This is a genomic window from Xanthomonas sp. NCPPB 3442, from assembly GCF_056725145.1.
The window spans coordinates 1,080,347-1,095,783 of the sequence record NZ_CM161514.1; the positions used below are offsets into that span (position 1 = coordinate 1,080,347).

The following is a 15,437-nucleotide window of genomic DNA, read 5'->3' on the forward strand; positions in this document are numbered from 1 at the left end:
CCGTGGTGGCGCTGTCGCTGCTGAGCCAGCCGCTGCTGGTGCAGTCGGTGGCCACGACGCCCGCGCTTGCGCCGGACATCGGCGTGCCGGCGACCGGGTTGCTGGCGTGGGCGGTCGATCTCACCTTGCATCGCTGGAATCTGCCGTTCCAGGTCTGGCCATGTGTCGCGGTTGCTGCGAACGCGCTGTTCCTGTCGCTGCTGTGGCGCGATCTGGCTGGCGTGTTCGGGCGCGGCTGGGCCAGTGCGCTGACGCTGCTGGTGGGCTGCAACCCGCTGTTCCTGCTGCCGATCGCTGCCGGCGGCAGCCAGGCAGTGGGGTTGCTGGCCTTCTACGGTTTGTGCCGCACCTTGCGCCGCTTGCAGGCGCCAGTGGAAGCCTTCACCTATCTGCGCATTGCGGGCTGGTTGTGCATTTTGCTGTGCCTGGGTCTGCAGACGCTGGCGCTGTCGACAATGGTCGCGCCGTGGCTGCTGCTGGTCATGCCGCCGCAGATGCTGCGCAAGGCACCAGGCTCGTTCTATCTGGTGTGCTATCTGCCGTTCGCATTCCTGGTCGGCATGTGGGCCTACGTGAATCTGGTCGTGTTCAATGCGCCGTGGCCGACGCTGTCCAGCATTGCCCAGGCGTCGCATCCGTTGCCGTTGCCACTGGCCGGCCATGCCGACGGCTGGTTGCCGGCGGTCCGCTGGGGTGTGGCGGCCGTGGCGTGCTTCCCGGTGCTTGCGCTGGTGGCGCGTGCGCGCAGCGGTGCGTTGGCGCGTGGCGTGGTGGCCAGTGCCGGCACCGTGGTCTGCGCGGCTGCGTTGTCGTTCGCGTTCGGCTGGGCTGGCTTCGATGCCCTGCTGCTGTTGTGGGTGCCGGCGGCGTTGTTGCTGCGTGCGCTGCACCCCGACCAGCGCGGCCAGGCGGCCGGATTGCTGGTGTTGGGCCTGGTGGGTGCGATCTGGGCACAACCGCAGGGTTGGGGTAGCTGGATGCGTGCCGCAGCGCCCGACGAACAGGCCCTGATGCAGGGCGAGGCCGTTGTCATGACGACGCCGGTATCGTTGCCGGTGCGTGCGGCGGCCGCTCCCGCTACGCAGGAGGCTGGGGTGATGCAGCCGGCGATGGCCCAGAGCGCTGCGGTGGCCCCGGCTGCAACGGCATCTGCCGACACTGCCGAGCCGGCCAACCCGGCAGCGGTCACGGCGGTGCCGCAGGACAAGAACAGTGCATCCTTGCGTGCGACGGCGTGCTCCCGGCACGCGGCGCCGCCGAATGCCGAGGTGTCTGCTGCATGTTCAAGCGCGTTCTAAGCGTCGCAACGTTGATCGGCGTGTGTCTGCTGGCAAACGGCTGCAATGCCGCCGCGCCGACCTGGATGGGCGCCAACGTCAAGGTGTCCGCCAACGCCCCGTGGGAAAGTCAGGCTGCAGCGCAGTCGCTGGACGCACTGGCCAAGACGGGGGCCAGCAAGGCGTTGCTGGTCGCGTTCGTGTGGCAGGCCAACCCGCAGTCCAACGACCCGGTGCTGGGCAGCGACAGCAGTGTGGACGCCATGCGCGCTGCGTTGCGGCAAAGCCTGCAGGCTGGATTGCAGCCGACGCTCAAGGTGCATGTCTGGATTCCGGGACACTGGGCCGGCGATGCCGCGCCCACCAACCCGGCGGCGTGGTTTGCGGCCTACCAGCAGGCATTGCTGCCATTGGCCAGGTTGGCCCAGGACGAACACGCCGAAGCGTTGGTGATCGGCACCGAGTTGCGCAAGTTGCAGGACGCGCCGCAATGGCCAGCGTTGGTCGCGGCAGTGCGCAAGGTCTACCACGGAAAACTGTTGTACGTGGCCGACGGCATGGAGCATGCCGAGAGCTTCCGTTACTGGTCGTTGTTCGATGCGGTGGGCACCAGCCTGTATCCGCGCCTGTCCGAAGCTGCCGACGCACGCAGCGCTGAAATGACCGCCGCGGCGCAACGCCTGCAGCAGTTGGGTCAGCGCGTGGGCAAGCCGGTGTGGGTGGCCGAGCTGGGGTTGCGTTCGGCGCGCGGTAGTCTGGCGGCGCCGTGGGAAAGCCCGGAGCAGCGCACGGCCGCCGTCGATACGCGTCTGCAGCTGCAGGTGTTGCAGCAGTGGCGCAAGGTACTGCAGGCGCATGGCGTGGAAGGCATTGCGCTGTGGTGCTGGTATACCGACCCCAAGGCCGGCGGCCCGGGCGACAGCGATTTCACCGTGCAGGGCAAGCCGGCGCAGCAGGTGCTGGCGCGCTGAGGGCGACTGGCGAACAGCTGCGTTCGTCGCGGCGGCGGGGTGCGGCCAGTGCCCGGAATCGCCAGAACCCGCTTGCACGCTTGGGCTTCTGGCGCCGGCCACGTCACGCGATGCAGGCTCGCTCTGGTCGCCGGTCGCGCTAGATCGCGCTGCACGTGCATGGCGTGCGCCTGTGCTGTGCGTCAGACGGGCGCAGCTGCACGTACTGGCGTCACGTTGCATGCCTTCCGACGTGCTCCTTCCGCCAGCGGCTGCGCTGCGCAGAATGGGTTGAAACGCGCTGGCCCAGCTTGGCAATCGCGGCTGTCTGCCTGACGACACAGGTGCGCTGCGTTCTCACGCGGCTTGCGCACTGCACGCGCTGTCATCGCCGCCAAGGGCATAATCCGGCGGCATGATCATCCATTCGCTGCTCGACACCGACCTGTACAAATTCACCATGATGCAGGCAGTGCTGCACCAGCACCCGGCAGCGCAGGTGGATTACCGCTTCAAGTGCCGCACCCCCGGCGTGGATCTGGCGCAGTTCGTCGATGAGATCTCGCGCGAGATCGACGCGCTGTGCCGGTTGCGGCTGCGCGAGGACGAAGTGGATTACCTGCGCAGCCTGCGCTTCATCAAGCCGGACTTCGCCGACTTCCTGGCGCTGTTCCATCTGGATCGCAAGTATCTGAGCCTGACCGCATCGGCCACCCATCCGGGCGAGATCGAGCTGACCATCCGTGGCCCCTGGCTGCACACCATCCTGTTCGAGGTGCCGCTGCTGGCGATCATCAACGAGGTGTGGTTTCGCAATACCTCCGAGCCGGATTTCGAAGAGGGCCGCAGCCGCCTGCGTGAGAAGGTGGCGAGCCTGCGCAGCATGCCGGCCGGCTGCAAGATCGCCGACTACGGCACCCGGCGGCGCTACTCGCGGCAATGGCATGGCGAGTTGCTGCCGCTGCTGCGCGATGGCCTGGGCGAACAGTTCGTCGGCACCAGCAACGTGTATTTCGCCAAGCAGTACGGGCTGACCCCGCTGGGCACGATGGCGCACGAGTATCTGCAGGCGTTCCAGGCGTTGGGGCCGCGGCTGCGCGATTCGCAGGTGGCGGCGCTGGAATCGTGGGCGCGCGAATACCGTGGCGATCTGGGCATTGCGTTGTCGGACGTGGTCGGGCTGGATGCGTTCCTGCGCGATTTCGATCTGTATTTCTGCAAGTTGTTCGATGGCATGCGCCACGATTCGGGTGACCCGTTCGAATGGGGCGAGCGCGTCATCGCGCATCTGGAAGCGCACCGCGTCGATCCCCGGACCAAGGTGCTGGTGTTCAGCGACGGGCTCAATATCGACAAGGTGATGCGGCTGTACCAGCACTTCCACACGCGCTGCCGGCTGGCCTTCGGGGTGGGCACCAGCCTGACCAACGATCTGGGGCCGACGCCGCTGCAGATCGTGATCAAGATGGTCCGCTGCAATGGCCAGCCGGTGGCCAAGCTCAGCGACTCGCCCGGCAAGAGCATGTGCGAGGACATCGGGTATCTGCGCTATCTGCGCGACGTGTTCGGACTGCCGCCGATGGCAGAGGGATGATCGTTCGGGGCGATGCCGGCGGGGACTGACTGGCGGGCGTAGCCACCCGCTACAGAAATTCCCTACACGCTGTCGGGGAATGCCCGAAAAAAGTGAGACGCAGCTCTCGATTCGAGGATGGCGGCCGCTAACATGTCATCACACATGCATCACATCGGGTGCATGCGTCGCATGTGACGGCCCTTTTTCCTTGCGAAGTCTGTTGAATGAGCGCACTCGACCCGCTGCCGCTATACCGCACGCGCAGTTGCTCCCGGCAATGGCTGGGGTTTGTGCGCGCGATGGCCGAGGAGTTCGGCGCCGAGTTGCCCGAGGACGATCTGGCCCTGTTGATGGCGCGAATCGGCCACCGCTTCGCACGCGAACAGCGGCTTGCGCCGTGCGCCACGCTGGACGACGCGCAGCTCGCGGCAAATGCGGTCTGGGACCGCTGCGATTGGGGCCAGTGCGTGTTGGAGGAGTACACCGACCATGTGCAGATCCGGCACGCGGGGGCGCCGTTGAGCGTCGCGCTGAATGGCGCCGCGTGGAGCGATGGGTTTTTGCAGGGTGTCTACGAGGGGTGGTTTCAGCAACTGGGGATGCTGGCGGGTCTGGCGGTGCAGAGCGTGCCGAGCGACACCGTCGATCTGCGCCGCCTGGTGTTGGCGCGCACGGCATGAGCATGTCTGATCGGGCAAGGAGAGTGTGATGACAGCAAGGAAGGGCAAGGACGCACCCCAACATGACGATGTGTCGGGCCTGTTCGCGCGTTTGGGGACGCCGGCCAGCCAGGGGTACCACGATTTCGCCTACACCCAGCTGTCGCCGCGCACCTGCAGCCTGCCGCAGGCCGGTGCGCCTGTAGCGGTCGAACCGATCACCGTTGCGCCCGATGCCGTGCAGCCGCCGGTGGCGGTTGCCGCGCCGACGCCGAACTTGGGCATGCCGGCCGCCGTACCGGCGCCAGAGCGTTCGCTGCAACCCGTCGTGACGGCAGCAGACCCGGTGCCGGATGCGCTCGCCCCGCTGCGCAAATTGCGTCAGCTCGACGAACCTGCGCCGCGCGGCGTGCAGCCGGCCGATCGGCCGGCGCAGACGCCGTTGGAGCGCTTGTTCCAGCGCCTGTTGCAGGCCGATGCGCGCAGCTGCGCGCAAAGCCCGCTCAAGCGCCTGCGCTCGCGTTGACCTGTTGCCCGTTGTTTCCCGCTGCAGGCGCCGGTGCGCTTGTCGCTTGTTGTGCCGCACGCCGCCATGCCTGAAGGACGATTGATGACCGCTGCCAACCGCCATTGCGCATCACCGCTGCCGACGCTGGCGACCTGGGCGCTGTGGTTGCTGGGTGCGTTGCTGCTGGTGTTCGTGGTGGCCGTGCCGATGGATGTGACGCAGCAGCTGGTGTTTTCCGGCGTGTTGTTCGCGGTGGCGCTGGCGGTGCGCAACCGCGGCGGGCGGGTGGTCATCCTGATGATGATGGGGATGTCGCTGGCGGTGTCGTGCCGCTACATCTGGTGGCGCATGACCCAGACCATGGGCGTGGGCAGCGCGGTGGATTTCATCCTCGGCCTGGGCCTGCTTGGCGCCGAGCTGTATGCCTTCGTGATCCTGGTGCTGGGCTATTTCCAGGTGCTGTGGCCGCTCAACCGCAAGCCGGTGCCGTTGCCGGCCGACCAGCGCCTGTGGCCCAGCGTGGACGTGTTCATCCCGACCTACAACGAGCCGCTGTCGGTGGTGCGCACCACCGTGCTGGCGGCCAGCGTGATCGATTGGCCGGCCGGCAAGATCACCATCCATTTGCTGGACGACGGCCGTCGCGACGAGTTTCGCGCGTTCTGCGCCGAGGTCGGCATCAACTACGTCACCCGCACCAACAACGCGCATGCCAAGGCCGGCAACATCAATGCCGCGTTGAAGAAGTGCAGTGGCGATTATGTGGCCATCTTCGATTGCGACCACATTCCCACCCGCAGTTTTCTGCAGGTGGCGATGGGCTGGTTCCTGCACGACACCAAGCTGGCACTGGTGCAGATGCCGCACTATTTCTTTTCGCCGGACCCGTTCGAACGCAACCTGGACACGCATGGCAAGGTGCCCAACGAAGGCGAGTTGTTCTACGGCCTGCTGCAGGATGGCAACGACCAGTGGAATGCCACGTTCTTCTGTGGCTCGTGTGCGGTGATCAAGCGTACCGCGCTGGAAGAAGTGGGCGGCGTGGCGGTGGAAACGGTCACCGAAGATGCGCACACCGCGCTCAAACTGCAGCGCCGCGGTTACCGCACCGCCTACCTGGCCGTGCCGCAGGCTGCGGGTCTGGCCACCGAAAGCCTGTCCGGCCACGTGGCGCAGCGCATCCGCTGGGCGCGCGGCATGGCGCAGATCGCACGCATCGACAACCCCTTGCTGGGGCGCGGGCTCAAACTGTCGCAGCGGCTGTGCTACCTCAACGCGATGCTGCACTTCTTCTATGGTTTGCCGCGCATCATCTATCTGACTGCGCCGCTGGCCTATCTGTTCTTCGGCGCGCATGTGATCCAGGCCTCGGCGTTGATGATCCTGGCCTACGCCTTGCCGCACATCCTGCAGGCCAACCTGACCAACCTGCGCGTGCAGAGCCGCTTCCGCCATTTGCTGTGGAACGAGGTCTACGAAACCACGCTGGCCTGGTACATCTTCCGTCCCACGCTGGTGGCCCTGCTCAATCCCAAACTCGGCAAGTTCAACGTCACTCCCAAGGGTGGGCTGGTGTCGCGCAGCTATTTCGACGCGCAGATCGCCAAGCCGTATCTGTTCCTGTTGTTGCTCAACGTGGTGGGCGTGGTGGCTGGGGTGCTGCGGTTGATCTATGTGGGTGGCAGCGGCGAGCAGCAGACCATCTGGTTCAACCTGGCCTGGACGCTCTACAACATGGTGCTGCTGGGCGCCACGATTGCCACCGCCAGCGAAACGCGCCAGGTGCGCAGCGCACACCGTGTGCCGCTGGATGTGCCGGTCACCCTGTATCTGCCCGACGGCGGTGTGCTGCCGAGTCGCTCGGTGAATTTTTCCACGGGCGGCATGGCGATCACGCTCGCGCAGCCACAGCCGATCGAGCCGGGTCTGCCGGTGCAGATCGGCCTGAGCCACCGTGGCGTGGAGCAGACCTTGCCGGCGGTGGTGCGCCAGGATCGCGATGGACAGGTCAGCATCCAGTTCACGCAGATGTCGATGGAACAGGAGCGCTGGCTGGTGGCGTCGACCTTCGCGCGCGCCGACATCTGGCTGTCGCAGTGGGGCCAGCACGACCGCGATGCGTTCTGGCGCTCGATGGGCCAGGTGTTGGAAGCCAGTGCACGCGGATTCGGGCGACTGGGCGGGCATATCGTGGACAGCGCGCGGCAGGGCTTTCGTCCGAGGCGCCCGGTGGATCTGGAGTCGTGAGTGTGATGCGTGGTGTTTCCCTTTCCTTTACCAAGATGCCGCTGATGCGGATATTCCCGGCTGTGTTGAGCTGTGCGTTGACCTTGCTGGCAGGCCTGGCCCAGGCGCAGCCCATGCCTGCAACGCCATCTGCGCAGGCAGGCAGCCAGATGCAGGCAGTCACCCCAGCGCAGGTGCCCGTCGCCTTCGCAGCGGCACCGTTGCCAGGCGGCAGCACGCGTGCGGCAACACTGCGCGAGCTGGGCATCGATTACGAAATCACCTTGCGCGGGGTGCAGGGCAGCGCCGGCGTGCCCTTCAGCGTGCGCAGCGATGAGATCGTCACCGCGGCCACGTTGAATCTCAAATACAGCTACTCGCCCTCGCTGTTGCCCGACCTGTCGCACCTCAAGGTCACCATCAACGGCGTCACCGTGGCCACGCTGCCCACCGACAAGGCCAACGCCGGCAAGTTGCTCTCGGCCGATCTGCCGATCGACCCGCGCCTGGTCACCGATTACAACCAGCTCAACCTGCAGTTGATCGGCCACTACACGCGCGATTGCGAAGATCCCGACCACAGCAGCCTGTGGGCGAATGTGGATGCGGCCACCAGCCTGTCGCTGACCACCACGCCGCTGGCCTTGGCCAACAATCTGGCGTTGCTGCCGGTGCCGTTCTTCGATGTACGCGACACGCGCCGGCTGGAATTGCCGTTTTATTTCCCGCAGCGCCCGGACACGGCCACGTTGCAGGCGGCCGGCACGGTGGCCTCGTGGTTCGGTAGCCTGGCCGGCTACCGTGGCGCGGTGTTCCCGGCCTCCACCGAGGCCTTGCCGGCGTCCGGGAATGCGGTCGTCTTCGCTACGCCCGGCACCTTGCCCGCGCAATTTGCGACCGCCGACAGCGGCGTGGCCGACATCCGCGGCCCCACCGTGGCCGTGCTGGCCAACCCGAACGATCGCAACGGCAAGCTGCTGCTGGTGCTCGGCCGCAACAGCGAAGACCTGCAGCGTGCCGCCACCGCGCTGGCCTTGCGCGCACCGTTGACCGGTGCGGTGGCCCGCATCGGCGACATCAGCGCGCCTGCGCCGCGGCGGCCCTACGACGCGCCCAACTGGGTGTCGAGCGAGAGTCCGGTACGCTTCGGCGATCTGGTCACCCAGCCCAGCCAGCTCAACGTCACCGGCTATCACCCCGACCTGATCCGAGTCGGCCTGCAACTGCCGCCGGACCTGTTCGTGTGGGAACGCGACGGCATCCCGGTTGCGTTGAACTACCGCTACACGCTGCCGGAGCAGGACAACAAATCCGCGCTCAATGTCAGCATCAACGAATCGTTCGTGACCACGCTGCCGCTGACCGGTCGCCCATTCGCTCAATCCACGCCGATGCGCTGGTGGAACAGCCTGGGGACGCGCGGCAGCATGCCGGTGCATCAGGACCTGACACTGCCGGTGGGTGCGTTTTCGGCCAACAGTCAACTGCGCTTCCATTTCTTCTTCGATCGCCCGCGGGGCGAAGCGTGCAAGAACACCTTCCCGGATGTGTCCGGTGCCATCGATGCCGACTCCACCATCGACCTGAGCGGCTTCCACCACTACATGGCGATGCCGAACCTGGCGGCGTTCGCCAATGCCGGCTACCCGTTCACGCGCCTGGCGGACTTGTCCGAATCCACCATCGTGCTGCCCAACAATCCCGGCGATCAGGACCTGAGCAATGTGCTGACCCTGCTCGGGCATTTCGGAGCTTCCACCGGTTACCCGGCGCTGCATGCGCAGATCATCGGCGCCGGCGCAGTGCAGCAGCATGCAGGCCGCGATCTGTTGCTGCTCGGTAGCGCCGAATCGCAACCGTTGTTCAAGCAGTGGCGCGCGCATCTGCCGATCGGCCAGGACGGGCGGGCGACCCGCTTTGCGCTGACCGACTGGCTGTTCGAACGATTGCCGCGCTTTCTCTCCTTCGATGCGCGCCGCACCGACCTGCCCACCACCGCCGAGATCGCCCTGCAGCCGCAGCCGGACGACGTCCTGCTGATGGGCTTCGAGTCGCCACTGGCAGCCGGCCGCAGCGTGGTCGCCTTCCAGACCGAAGACCCGGCCAACATGAGCCGCCTGTTCGATGCCTGGTTCGACCCGACCCTGCTCAAGGATTTCCAGGGCAGCGTGGTGGTGCTGCAGCAGAACAAAGTCACCAGTCTGGTCGGCAACCAGACCTATTACGTGGGGCATCTGCCGCTGCCGACCTGGCTGCGCTGGTATTTCTCGCACCACCCGGTGTGGCTGGCCCTTACCGTGGTGCTGCTGGCGTTGTTGCTGGCCCTGGCCGCACGCGTGCTGCTGCGCAGGCACACCGCCGAGCGCCTCAACGACGGTGGCGGTGCATGAGCGCGCACGCACATACCGGTGGCATGACGCGCCGTCGCCTGCTGCATGCAGGCGCATTGGCCGGCGTGGCCGCGCTGCTGCCGGCAGCCGCGCTGGCGGCGCCCAGCCAGTGCGGGCCGTGGCCGCTGTGGAGCGCCTTTGTCGACAAGCACATCCAGCCCGATGGGCGGGTGGTGGATTTTCTCAATCCCGATCAACGCTCCACCTCCGAAGGGCAGTCGTATGCGCTGTTCTTCGCATTGGTCAACAACGACCAGGTGCTGTTCGACAAGGTGCTGAGCTGGACCCGCCACAACCTGTGCGGCGGCCGCCCGGATCTCCACCTGCCGGCATGGCTGTGGGGCCGCGATGGCAGCGGCGCCTGGCGCGTGCTGGACGCCAACACTGCCAGCGATGGCGAGTTGTGGATTGCCTATGCGCTGCTGGAAGCCGGACGGTTGTGGAGCCGCCCGGGCTACCTCAAGGCCGGCCAGCAGATGCTGCAGCTGATCCGCACCCAGGAAGTGGCCACGCTGCCCGGGCTGGGCCCGATGATGCTGCCGGGCCGCACCGGTTTCGTCGACAACGGGCGCTGGACGCTCAATCCCAGCTATCTGCCGATCCAGGTGCTGCGTCGTTGCGCCAATGCCGACCCCAAGGGCCCATGGGCTGCCATTGCCGCCAACAGCGCGCGCCTGCTGCGTGACAGCGCGCCGGTGGGGTTTGCCCCGGATTGGACGGTGTGGGACGGCAAGACCTTCAATGCCGATCCCAAGCGCGGCAATGTCGGCAGTTACGACGCCATCCGCGTGTACCTGTGGGCCGGCATGCTGGACGCTGGCGAGCCGCTGCGCGCGCGATTGCTGAAGGACCTGTCCGGACCGGCCGACCTGCTCGCCGCGCAGCAGACGCCGGCCGAAAAGATCGACACCGCGCGCGGTGTGGGCACCGGCGCCCTGCCGGTGGGATTTTCTGCGGCGTTGCTGCCGTACCTGAGCGCACTGGGCAAGCCCGCGCTGCTCAAGGCGCAGGCGCAGCGGGTGCCCGCCGCCACGCAACCGGCCGCCGCTGCATTGCCGTATTTCGAACGCACGCTGGCCCTGTTCGGACAGGGATGGCTTGAGAACCGCTACCGCTTCGCCGCAGACGGGCGCCTGTTGCCCGCCTGGAGAACCCCTGCATGTGCCGCAACGACCTGAAGCCGTTCTACCTCGCCGGCATGCTCGCGCTGTGCCTGCTCGCCGCACCGGCAGCGCACGCGCAGACCAGCGCCGCCCAGCAGCTGGTGGAGCAGGGCAATTACTGGCACGACCAGGGTCGCGACGATCTGGCCGCCGACACCTGGAAGAAGCTGCTCGGCATCGACCCGGACCAACCCGACGCATTGCTCGGCCTGGCCCAGATCGATCTGGCGCAGGGGCGCCAGTCCGAAGCGCGCAAGCGGCTGCAGCAACTCGAAGGCGCGCATCCGCAATCGCCGCAGGCGCAGCGCCTGCGCGTGGCGATCGGCGCGCGCGGTAGCAGCAACGCGGGCGAAGATTCCAATCTGCGCAATGCACGTCGTGCCGCCTCTGCCGGGCGCTATGTGGAAGCGGCGCGCAGTTACGAAGCAGCCTTCGCCGGCAAGTCGCCGCCGCCGAACCTGGCGCTGGAGTACTACCAATCGCTGGCCGGCACCCCCACCGGTTGGGAGCGCGCCCGCGACGGCCTGCGACGCCTGCAATCCAGCGACCCGGGCAATCCGTCCGTGCAGCTGGCGCTGGCGCAGGTCCTCAGTTACCGCGAACCCACCCGCCGCGACGGCATTGCGCAATTGCGCACGCTTGCCCAGCGCGCGGACGTGGGTGGGCCGGCACGCAGCAGCTGGCGCCAGGCGCTGCTGTGGCTCAACACCGGCATGGCCGATGCGCCGCTATACCAAGCGTTTCTTGCCGGTACCCCGAACGATGCCGAAGTGGCCGCCAAACTCGGCCAGCTGCGCGCGCAACGCACTGCCGCGGCCGCGCCGGCCGATCCCAACGGCGTGCTGCTGGGCGAAGGCTTTCGCGCGTTGAGCGCCAACAATCTGAGCGCCGCCGAACAACGCTTTACCCAGGTCTTGCGTGCACGTGCGCGCGACCCCGAAGCGCTCGGCGGCCTGGGCTCGGTACGTCTGCGTCAGCAGCGTTTTGCCGAGGCGCAGGAACTGCTGCGACCGGCCGCGGCCAGCAACGGCAAATGGAAAAGCGCGCTGGAGAGTGCCCGTTACTGGCAGCAGCTGCAGCAGGCCGAAGCGGCGCGCGCGCGCGGCGATCTGGCGCAGGCGCGCCAGCTGGTAGAGCAGGCGGTGCAGCTGCTGCCCAACGAGCCGGCCGGACACGTGGCGCTGGGTGACGTGCAGGCCGCCGGCGACCCGGTGGCTGCCGAAGCCAGCTATCGCAAAGCCTTGTCGCGCGAGGCCGACAATGCCGGCGCGTTGCAGGGCCTGGTCGGGCTGTACAGCCGCCAGGGCCGTCTGCAGGAAGCCAGCGCCTTGTTCGACCGGCTGCCAGCGGCCGAGCGCGCCAAGTCCGGTGGCCAAGCCTTGCTGCGCTCCAACGTGCAGCGCGCCCGTGCGCGTCAGTTTCTGGATGGCGGCGATGCGGTCAGCGCGCAAACCGAACTGGAAGCGGCCATGGTCGAACGCCCCGGCGATGCCTGGATCCGTCTCGACCTGGCGCGCCTGTACCAACAGGCTGGCCGCCCGGATCAGGCGCGCAGCGTGATGGACGGCCTGCTCGCGGTCCATGGCGACCAACCCGAGGCGCTGCACGCCAATGCGCTGCTGGCGCAGGAAAGCGGCGACTGGCAGGGCGCCTACGACAGTCTGGACCGCATTCCAGCTGCGGCACGCACGCCGGCGATGGCTCAGCTGCGCGCCACCGCCTGGATCGAATTGCAGGCGCGTCAGGCGCGGCAGCTGGTTGCGCAGGGCCGGGTGGGCGAGGCGCAGCAGTTGCTGGCGCGTACCGAAACGGCGCTGGGCAATCAGCTCGACGATCCGCAACTGCTGGCCGCCCTGGCCGGCGCGCATGCCGACGCCGGCAACACCCAGCGCGCGCTGGTGCTGGCCCAGCGGCTGGTCACCGGCGCCAACCCGCGCACCGAAGACCGCCTGCAATACGCCAGCGTGCTGCTGCGCGCGCATCAGGACGCCGAGCTCTCGGCGGTGTTGCGTCAGCTGCAGGCCACCACCCTGACCCCGGAGCAGCTGCGCCGCTACCAAGGCCTGCGCAGCGCCTACACGCTGCGGCAGGTGGATGCATTGCGTGAGCTCGGCAATCTGGAAGGCGCCTACGACGCGTTGTCGCCAATACTGGCCCAGCAGCCGGACAACCGCGATGCACAGGCCGCGCTCGCGCGGTTGTACGCGGCCGCCGGCGAGCACCGCCAGGCGCTGGCGATCTACCAGCAGCTCCTGCAACGTCAGCCCAGCGATCTGGACACGCTCACCGCAGCGGCCAACAGCGCCGCCGCGCAATCGGACCTGCGCAATGCAGAGAGCTATCTGCAACGCGCGTTGGCGCAGGCACCGGAGTCGCCGGAGGTGCTCGCGGCCGCCGGCCGCGTGTATCGCAGTGCCGGCAAGAACCGCAAGGCCGAGCAGTATTTCCGTGCAGCGCTGGCCGCGCAGCAACGTCAGGCCGGGCAGCTCGACAATGGCCTGGCGTCTGCACGTGGCCTGGCCGTCGCCGCCGCATCCGCTCGCCCGCTCAACCCATTCTCCGGCATGACCGGCGCCATGCCGCGTGCGCCGGCGGTGCTGTCCGAACGCATGGACGCCGGCAGCGCCTACACCGATGTCGCAACCGCGCCTGTCGCATCCATCGCGCCGCTCGCCATGCAGCCCAGCGTCGTACCTGTCGCGCCTGCCGCACCCGTCAATGCTGCCGCCGACATCAGGAGCGACGCGTTGCCGCAACCGGTGCGCGCCAGCACCGTGCCTTCCACGTTGCCTGCGCCCGGCAGCCGCTTGCGCGCTTCCTCGCATGGCACGCTGCCGCCTGTGTCGGGCAGCGATCTGCAGCCGCGCAGCAACCTCGCGCAAGCACTGCCTGCGCGCAGCAGCGGCAACAGCGTGCTCGACGAACTGCGCGCCGTGCAGGCGGAAAACAGCGGCGGCCTTGCCGGCGGCGCGCTGTATCGCGCACGCGACGGCGAAGACGGCCTGGGCCGTCTGGACGACATCGAAATGCCGGTGCAGGCCGAATTCGCAGTCGGCGAGGGCAAGCTCGGTGTCACGCTGACACCAACCGTGGTGGATGCCGGCACGCTCGGCACCGACTACGCCACCGCAAGCCGCTTCGGCACCGGACCGCAAAGCGCCATCGGCGATGCGCTGGCCGCAAACCGTGGCCCGATCGACACGCTGGTCGATTCGCCGGTGTATCAGCTGCTCGCCACCGAAGGCGATACCGCCGCCACGCGCGAACGCCTGCGCCGCTACAGCTTGAATACCGGCCTGTTCAATGCACTGCTGGTGGAGCACAACAACAGCAATGCCGCTGCGCTGACGGCGCTGGCCAACGAGCCGCTGCCGGCCTACCTGCTCAGCATCAACGCCTCCACCACGCCGATTGCGCAGCTGGCTCGCGACATCCTGGGCAATGCCGCGCTCAGCGAACAGCTGGGTGCAGGCGATGCGGCCGCATTGCGCGCGTTGGCCGGCAGCACGGCCGCCGCGCAGCAGACGCCGACCGGCCTGGTCGACACGCTCAATGCCATGGCCGCCAGCGGCAACGGCAGCCGCCGGCTCAGCCAGGACGACACCGGCGTGGGCGTCGGCGTGCGGTATCGCAATGGCGGTTTCAGTGCCGACGTGGGCAGCACGCCGATCGGGTTCCAGGAGCACAACCTCATCGGTGGCGTGGGCTATCGCGGCGAGCTCGGTGACACCGTCAGCTGGTCGGCCGAGGCCTCGCGGCGTGCAGTCACCGATAGCGTGCTGTCGTTTGCCGGTGCGCAGGACGCGCGCAGCGGGCGCGAATGGGGCGGTGTGACCAGCACCGGTCTTTCGCTGTCGGCCACTGCCGACAACGGCCTGCTCGGCGGCTACGCCAACCTTGCCGCGCACCGCCTGCAGGGCAACCACGTGGCCGACAACGACCATCGCCAGGTCGACCTGGGCTTCTACGTGCATGCCTTGGAGACCGAGCATCAATCGCTCACCGCCGGCGTCAATCTGACCACCATGCAGTACGACAAGAATCTCAGCGGCTTCACTTACGGGCACGGTGGCTACTTCAGCCCGCAGGACTATGTGGACCTGGGGTTCCCGGTGCACTGGAGCGGGCGCACGGCCGGGCAGACGGTGAACTGGAAGGTCGACGCCAGCGTCGGTGTGCAGCATTTCAGCACCGAGGCCTCGCCGTATTTCCCTACCGACCCGACCCTGCAACAGGCCGCCTACGACGCCGCATCGCTGGCCGCGCTGCTCGGTCTGGTCAATCGCTACACCGACCCGGTGTATGCGGGCGAAAGCCGCACCGGCGTGTCCTACAACCTCAGTGGCGCGGCCGAATGGCAGGTGGCCCCGCAGCTGTTTCTGGGCGGGCGGCTGACCTTCAACAATGCACGCGACTACAACCAGTTCAGCAGCAACCTTTACCTGCGTTTCGTGATGGATCGCCTGGGCGCTGCGCTGGGGCGTGCACCGCAGGTGCTGACCTCGACGTATGCGGCGGAGCATTGAGGTGACGGCAAACCTGGTGCCTCGCTCCGAAGGCGCGCAGCAGGGGCTGCAGCGGATGCGCGCAGGCGACGGGATGCCGCGCGTGCATGGGTCCGCATGCTCGCGTGCGACGTGGTGTGCATCGCCGCCACGCTGCAGGGACCGCCTGGCCTGCGCGCCACC

9 protein-coding genes are annotated in these 15,437 nt (G+C 67.6%); all 9 read left to right on the plus strand.

Going from position 1 to position 15,437, the window contains the following annotated elements:
- Window positions 1-2: 2 nt before the first annotated feature.
- Window positions 3-1,298, plus strand: a complete 1,296-nt coding sequence (locus AC1POX_RS04835) for a hypothetical protein (protein WP_372357138.1) — start codon at window positions 3-5, stop codon at window positions 1,296-1,298.
- On the plus strand, window positions 1,280-2,248 hold the full coding sequence (locus tag AC1POX_RS04840) for a glycoside hydrolase family 113 (RefSeq protein ID WP_011348569.1): 969 nt from the start codon (window positions 1,280-1,282) through the stop codon (window positions 2,246-2,248). The genes AC1POX_RS04835 and AC1POX_RS04840 overlap by 19 nt, the downstream gene beginning before the upstream one ends.
- 394 nt (window positions 2,249-2,642) lie before the next feature.
- Entirely contained in the window at window positions 2,643-3,821 is a 1,179-nt protein-coding gene (gene pncB, locus AC1POX_RS04845; protein ID WP_008573756.1) for a nicotinate phosphoribosyltransferase, read from the plus strand.
- Between the two features lie 206 nt (window positions 3,822-4,027).
- Window positions 4,028-4,483: a cellulose biosynthesis protein BcsD gene (gene bcsD, locus AC1POX_RS04850; protein WP_029820255.1), complete on the plus strand. Its 456-nt coding sequence runs from the start codon at window positions 4,028-4,030 to the stop codon at window positions 4,481-4,483.
- Window positions 4,484-4,511: 28 nt separating this feature from the next.
- Window positions 4,512-4,988, plus strand: a complete 477-nt coding sequence (locus AC1POX_RS04855) for a hypothetical protein (protein WP_218488671.1) — start codon at window positions 4,512-4,514, stop codon at window positions 4,986-4,988.
- Window positions 4,989-5,072: 84 nt separating this feature from the next.
- Window positions 5,073-7,217, plus strand: coding sequence for a UDP-forming cellulose synthase catalytic subunit (gene bcsA / locus AC1POX_RS04860; protein WP_055026843.1), 2,145 nt, complete (start codon window positions 5,073-5,075; stop codon window positions 7,215-7,217).
- A 44-nt stretch (window positions 7,218-7,261) separates the two neighbouring features.
- Window positions 7,262-9,586 (plus strand): cellulose biosynthesis cyclic di-GMP-binding regulatory protein BcsB, encoded by a 2,325-nt coding sequence (gene bcsB, locus AC1POX_RS04865; protein ID WP_031424319.1) that lies wholly within the window; start codon window positions 7,262-7,264, stop codon window positions 9,584-9,586.
- On the plus strand, window positions 9,583-10,764 hold the full coding sequence (gene bcsZ, locus AC1POX_RS04870) for a cellulose synthase complex periplasmic endoglucanase BcsZ (RefSeq protein ID WP_372356805.1): 1,182 nt from the start codon (window positions 9,583-9,585) through the stop codon (window positions 10,762-10,764). Before bcsB ends, bcsZ begins: the two co-directional genes overlap by 4 nt.
- Window positions 10,746-15,275 (plus strand): cellulose biosynthesis protein BcsC, encoded by a 4,530-nt coding sequence (locus tag AC1POX_RS04875; RefSeq protein WP_372356806.1) that lies wholly within the window; start codon window positions 10,746-10,748, stop codon window positions 15,273-15,275. The genes bcsZ and AC1POX_RS04875 overlap by 19 nt, the downstream gene beginning before the upstream one ends.
- Window positions 15,276-15,437 lie beyond the last annotated feature (162 nt).

Coding starts and splice junctions, on each gene's coding strand:
- AC1POX_RS04840 (WP_011348569.1), top strand. CDS start 1,280: ATGTTCAAGCGCGTTCTAAGCGTCGCAACGTTGATCGGCGTGTGTCTG.
- pncB (WP_008573756.1), top strand. CDS start 2,643: ATGATCATCCATTCGCTGCTCGACACCGACCTGTACAAATTCACCATG.
- bcsD (WP_029820255.1), top strand. CDS start 4,028: ATGAGCGCACTCGACCCGCTGCCGCTATACCGCACGCGCAGTTGCTCC.
- AC1POX_RS04855 (WP_218488671.1), top strand. CDS start 4,512: ATGACAGCAAGGAAGGGCAAGGACGCACCCCAACATGACGATGTGTCG.
- bcsA (WP_055026843.1), top strand. CDS start 5,073: ATGACCGCTGCCAACCGCCATTGCGCATCACCGCTGCCGACGCTGGCG.
- bcsB (WP_031424319.1), top strand. CDS start 7,262: ATGCGGATATTCCCGGCTGTGTTGAGCTGTGCGTTGACCTTGCTGGCA.
- bcsZ (WP_372356805.1), top strand. CDS start 9,583: ATGAGCGCGCACGCACATACCGGTGGCATGACGCGCCGTCGCCTGCTG.
- AC1POX_RS04875 (WP_372356806.1), top strand. CDS start 10,746: ATGTGCCGCAACGACCTGAAGCCGTTCTACCTCGCCGGCATGCTCGCG.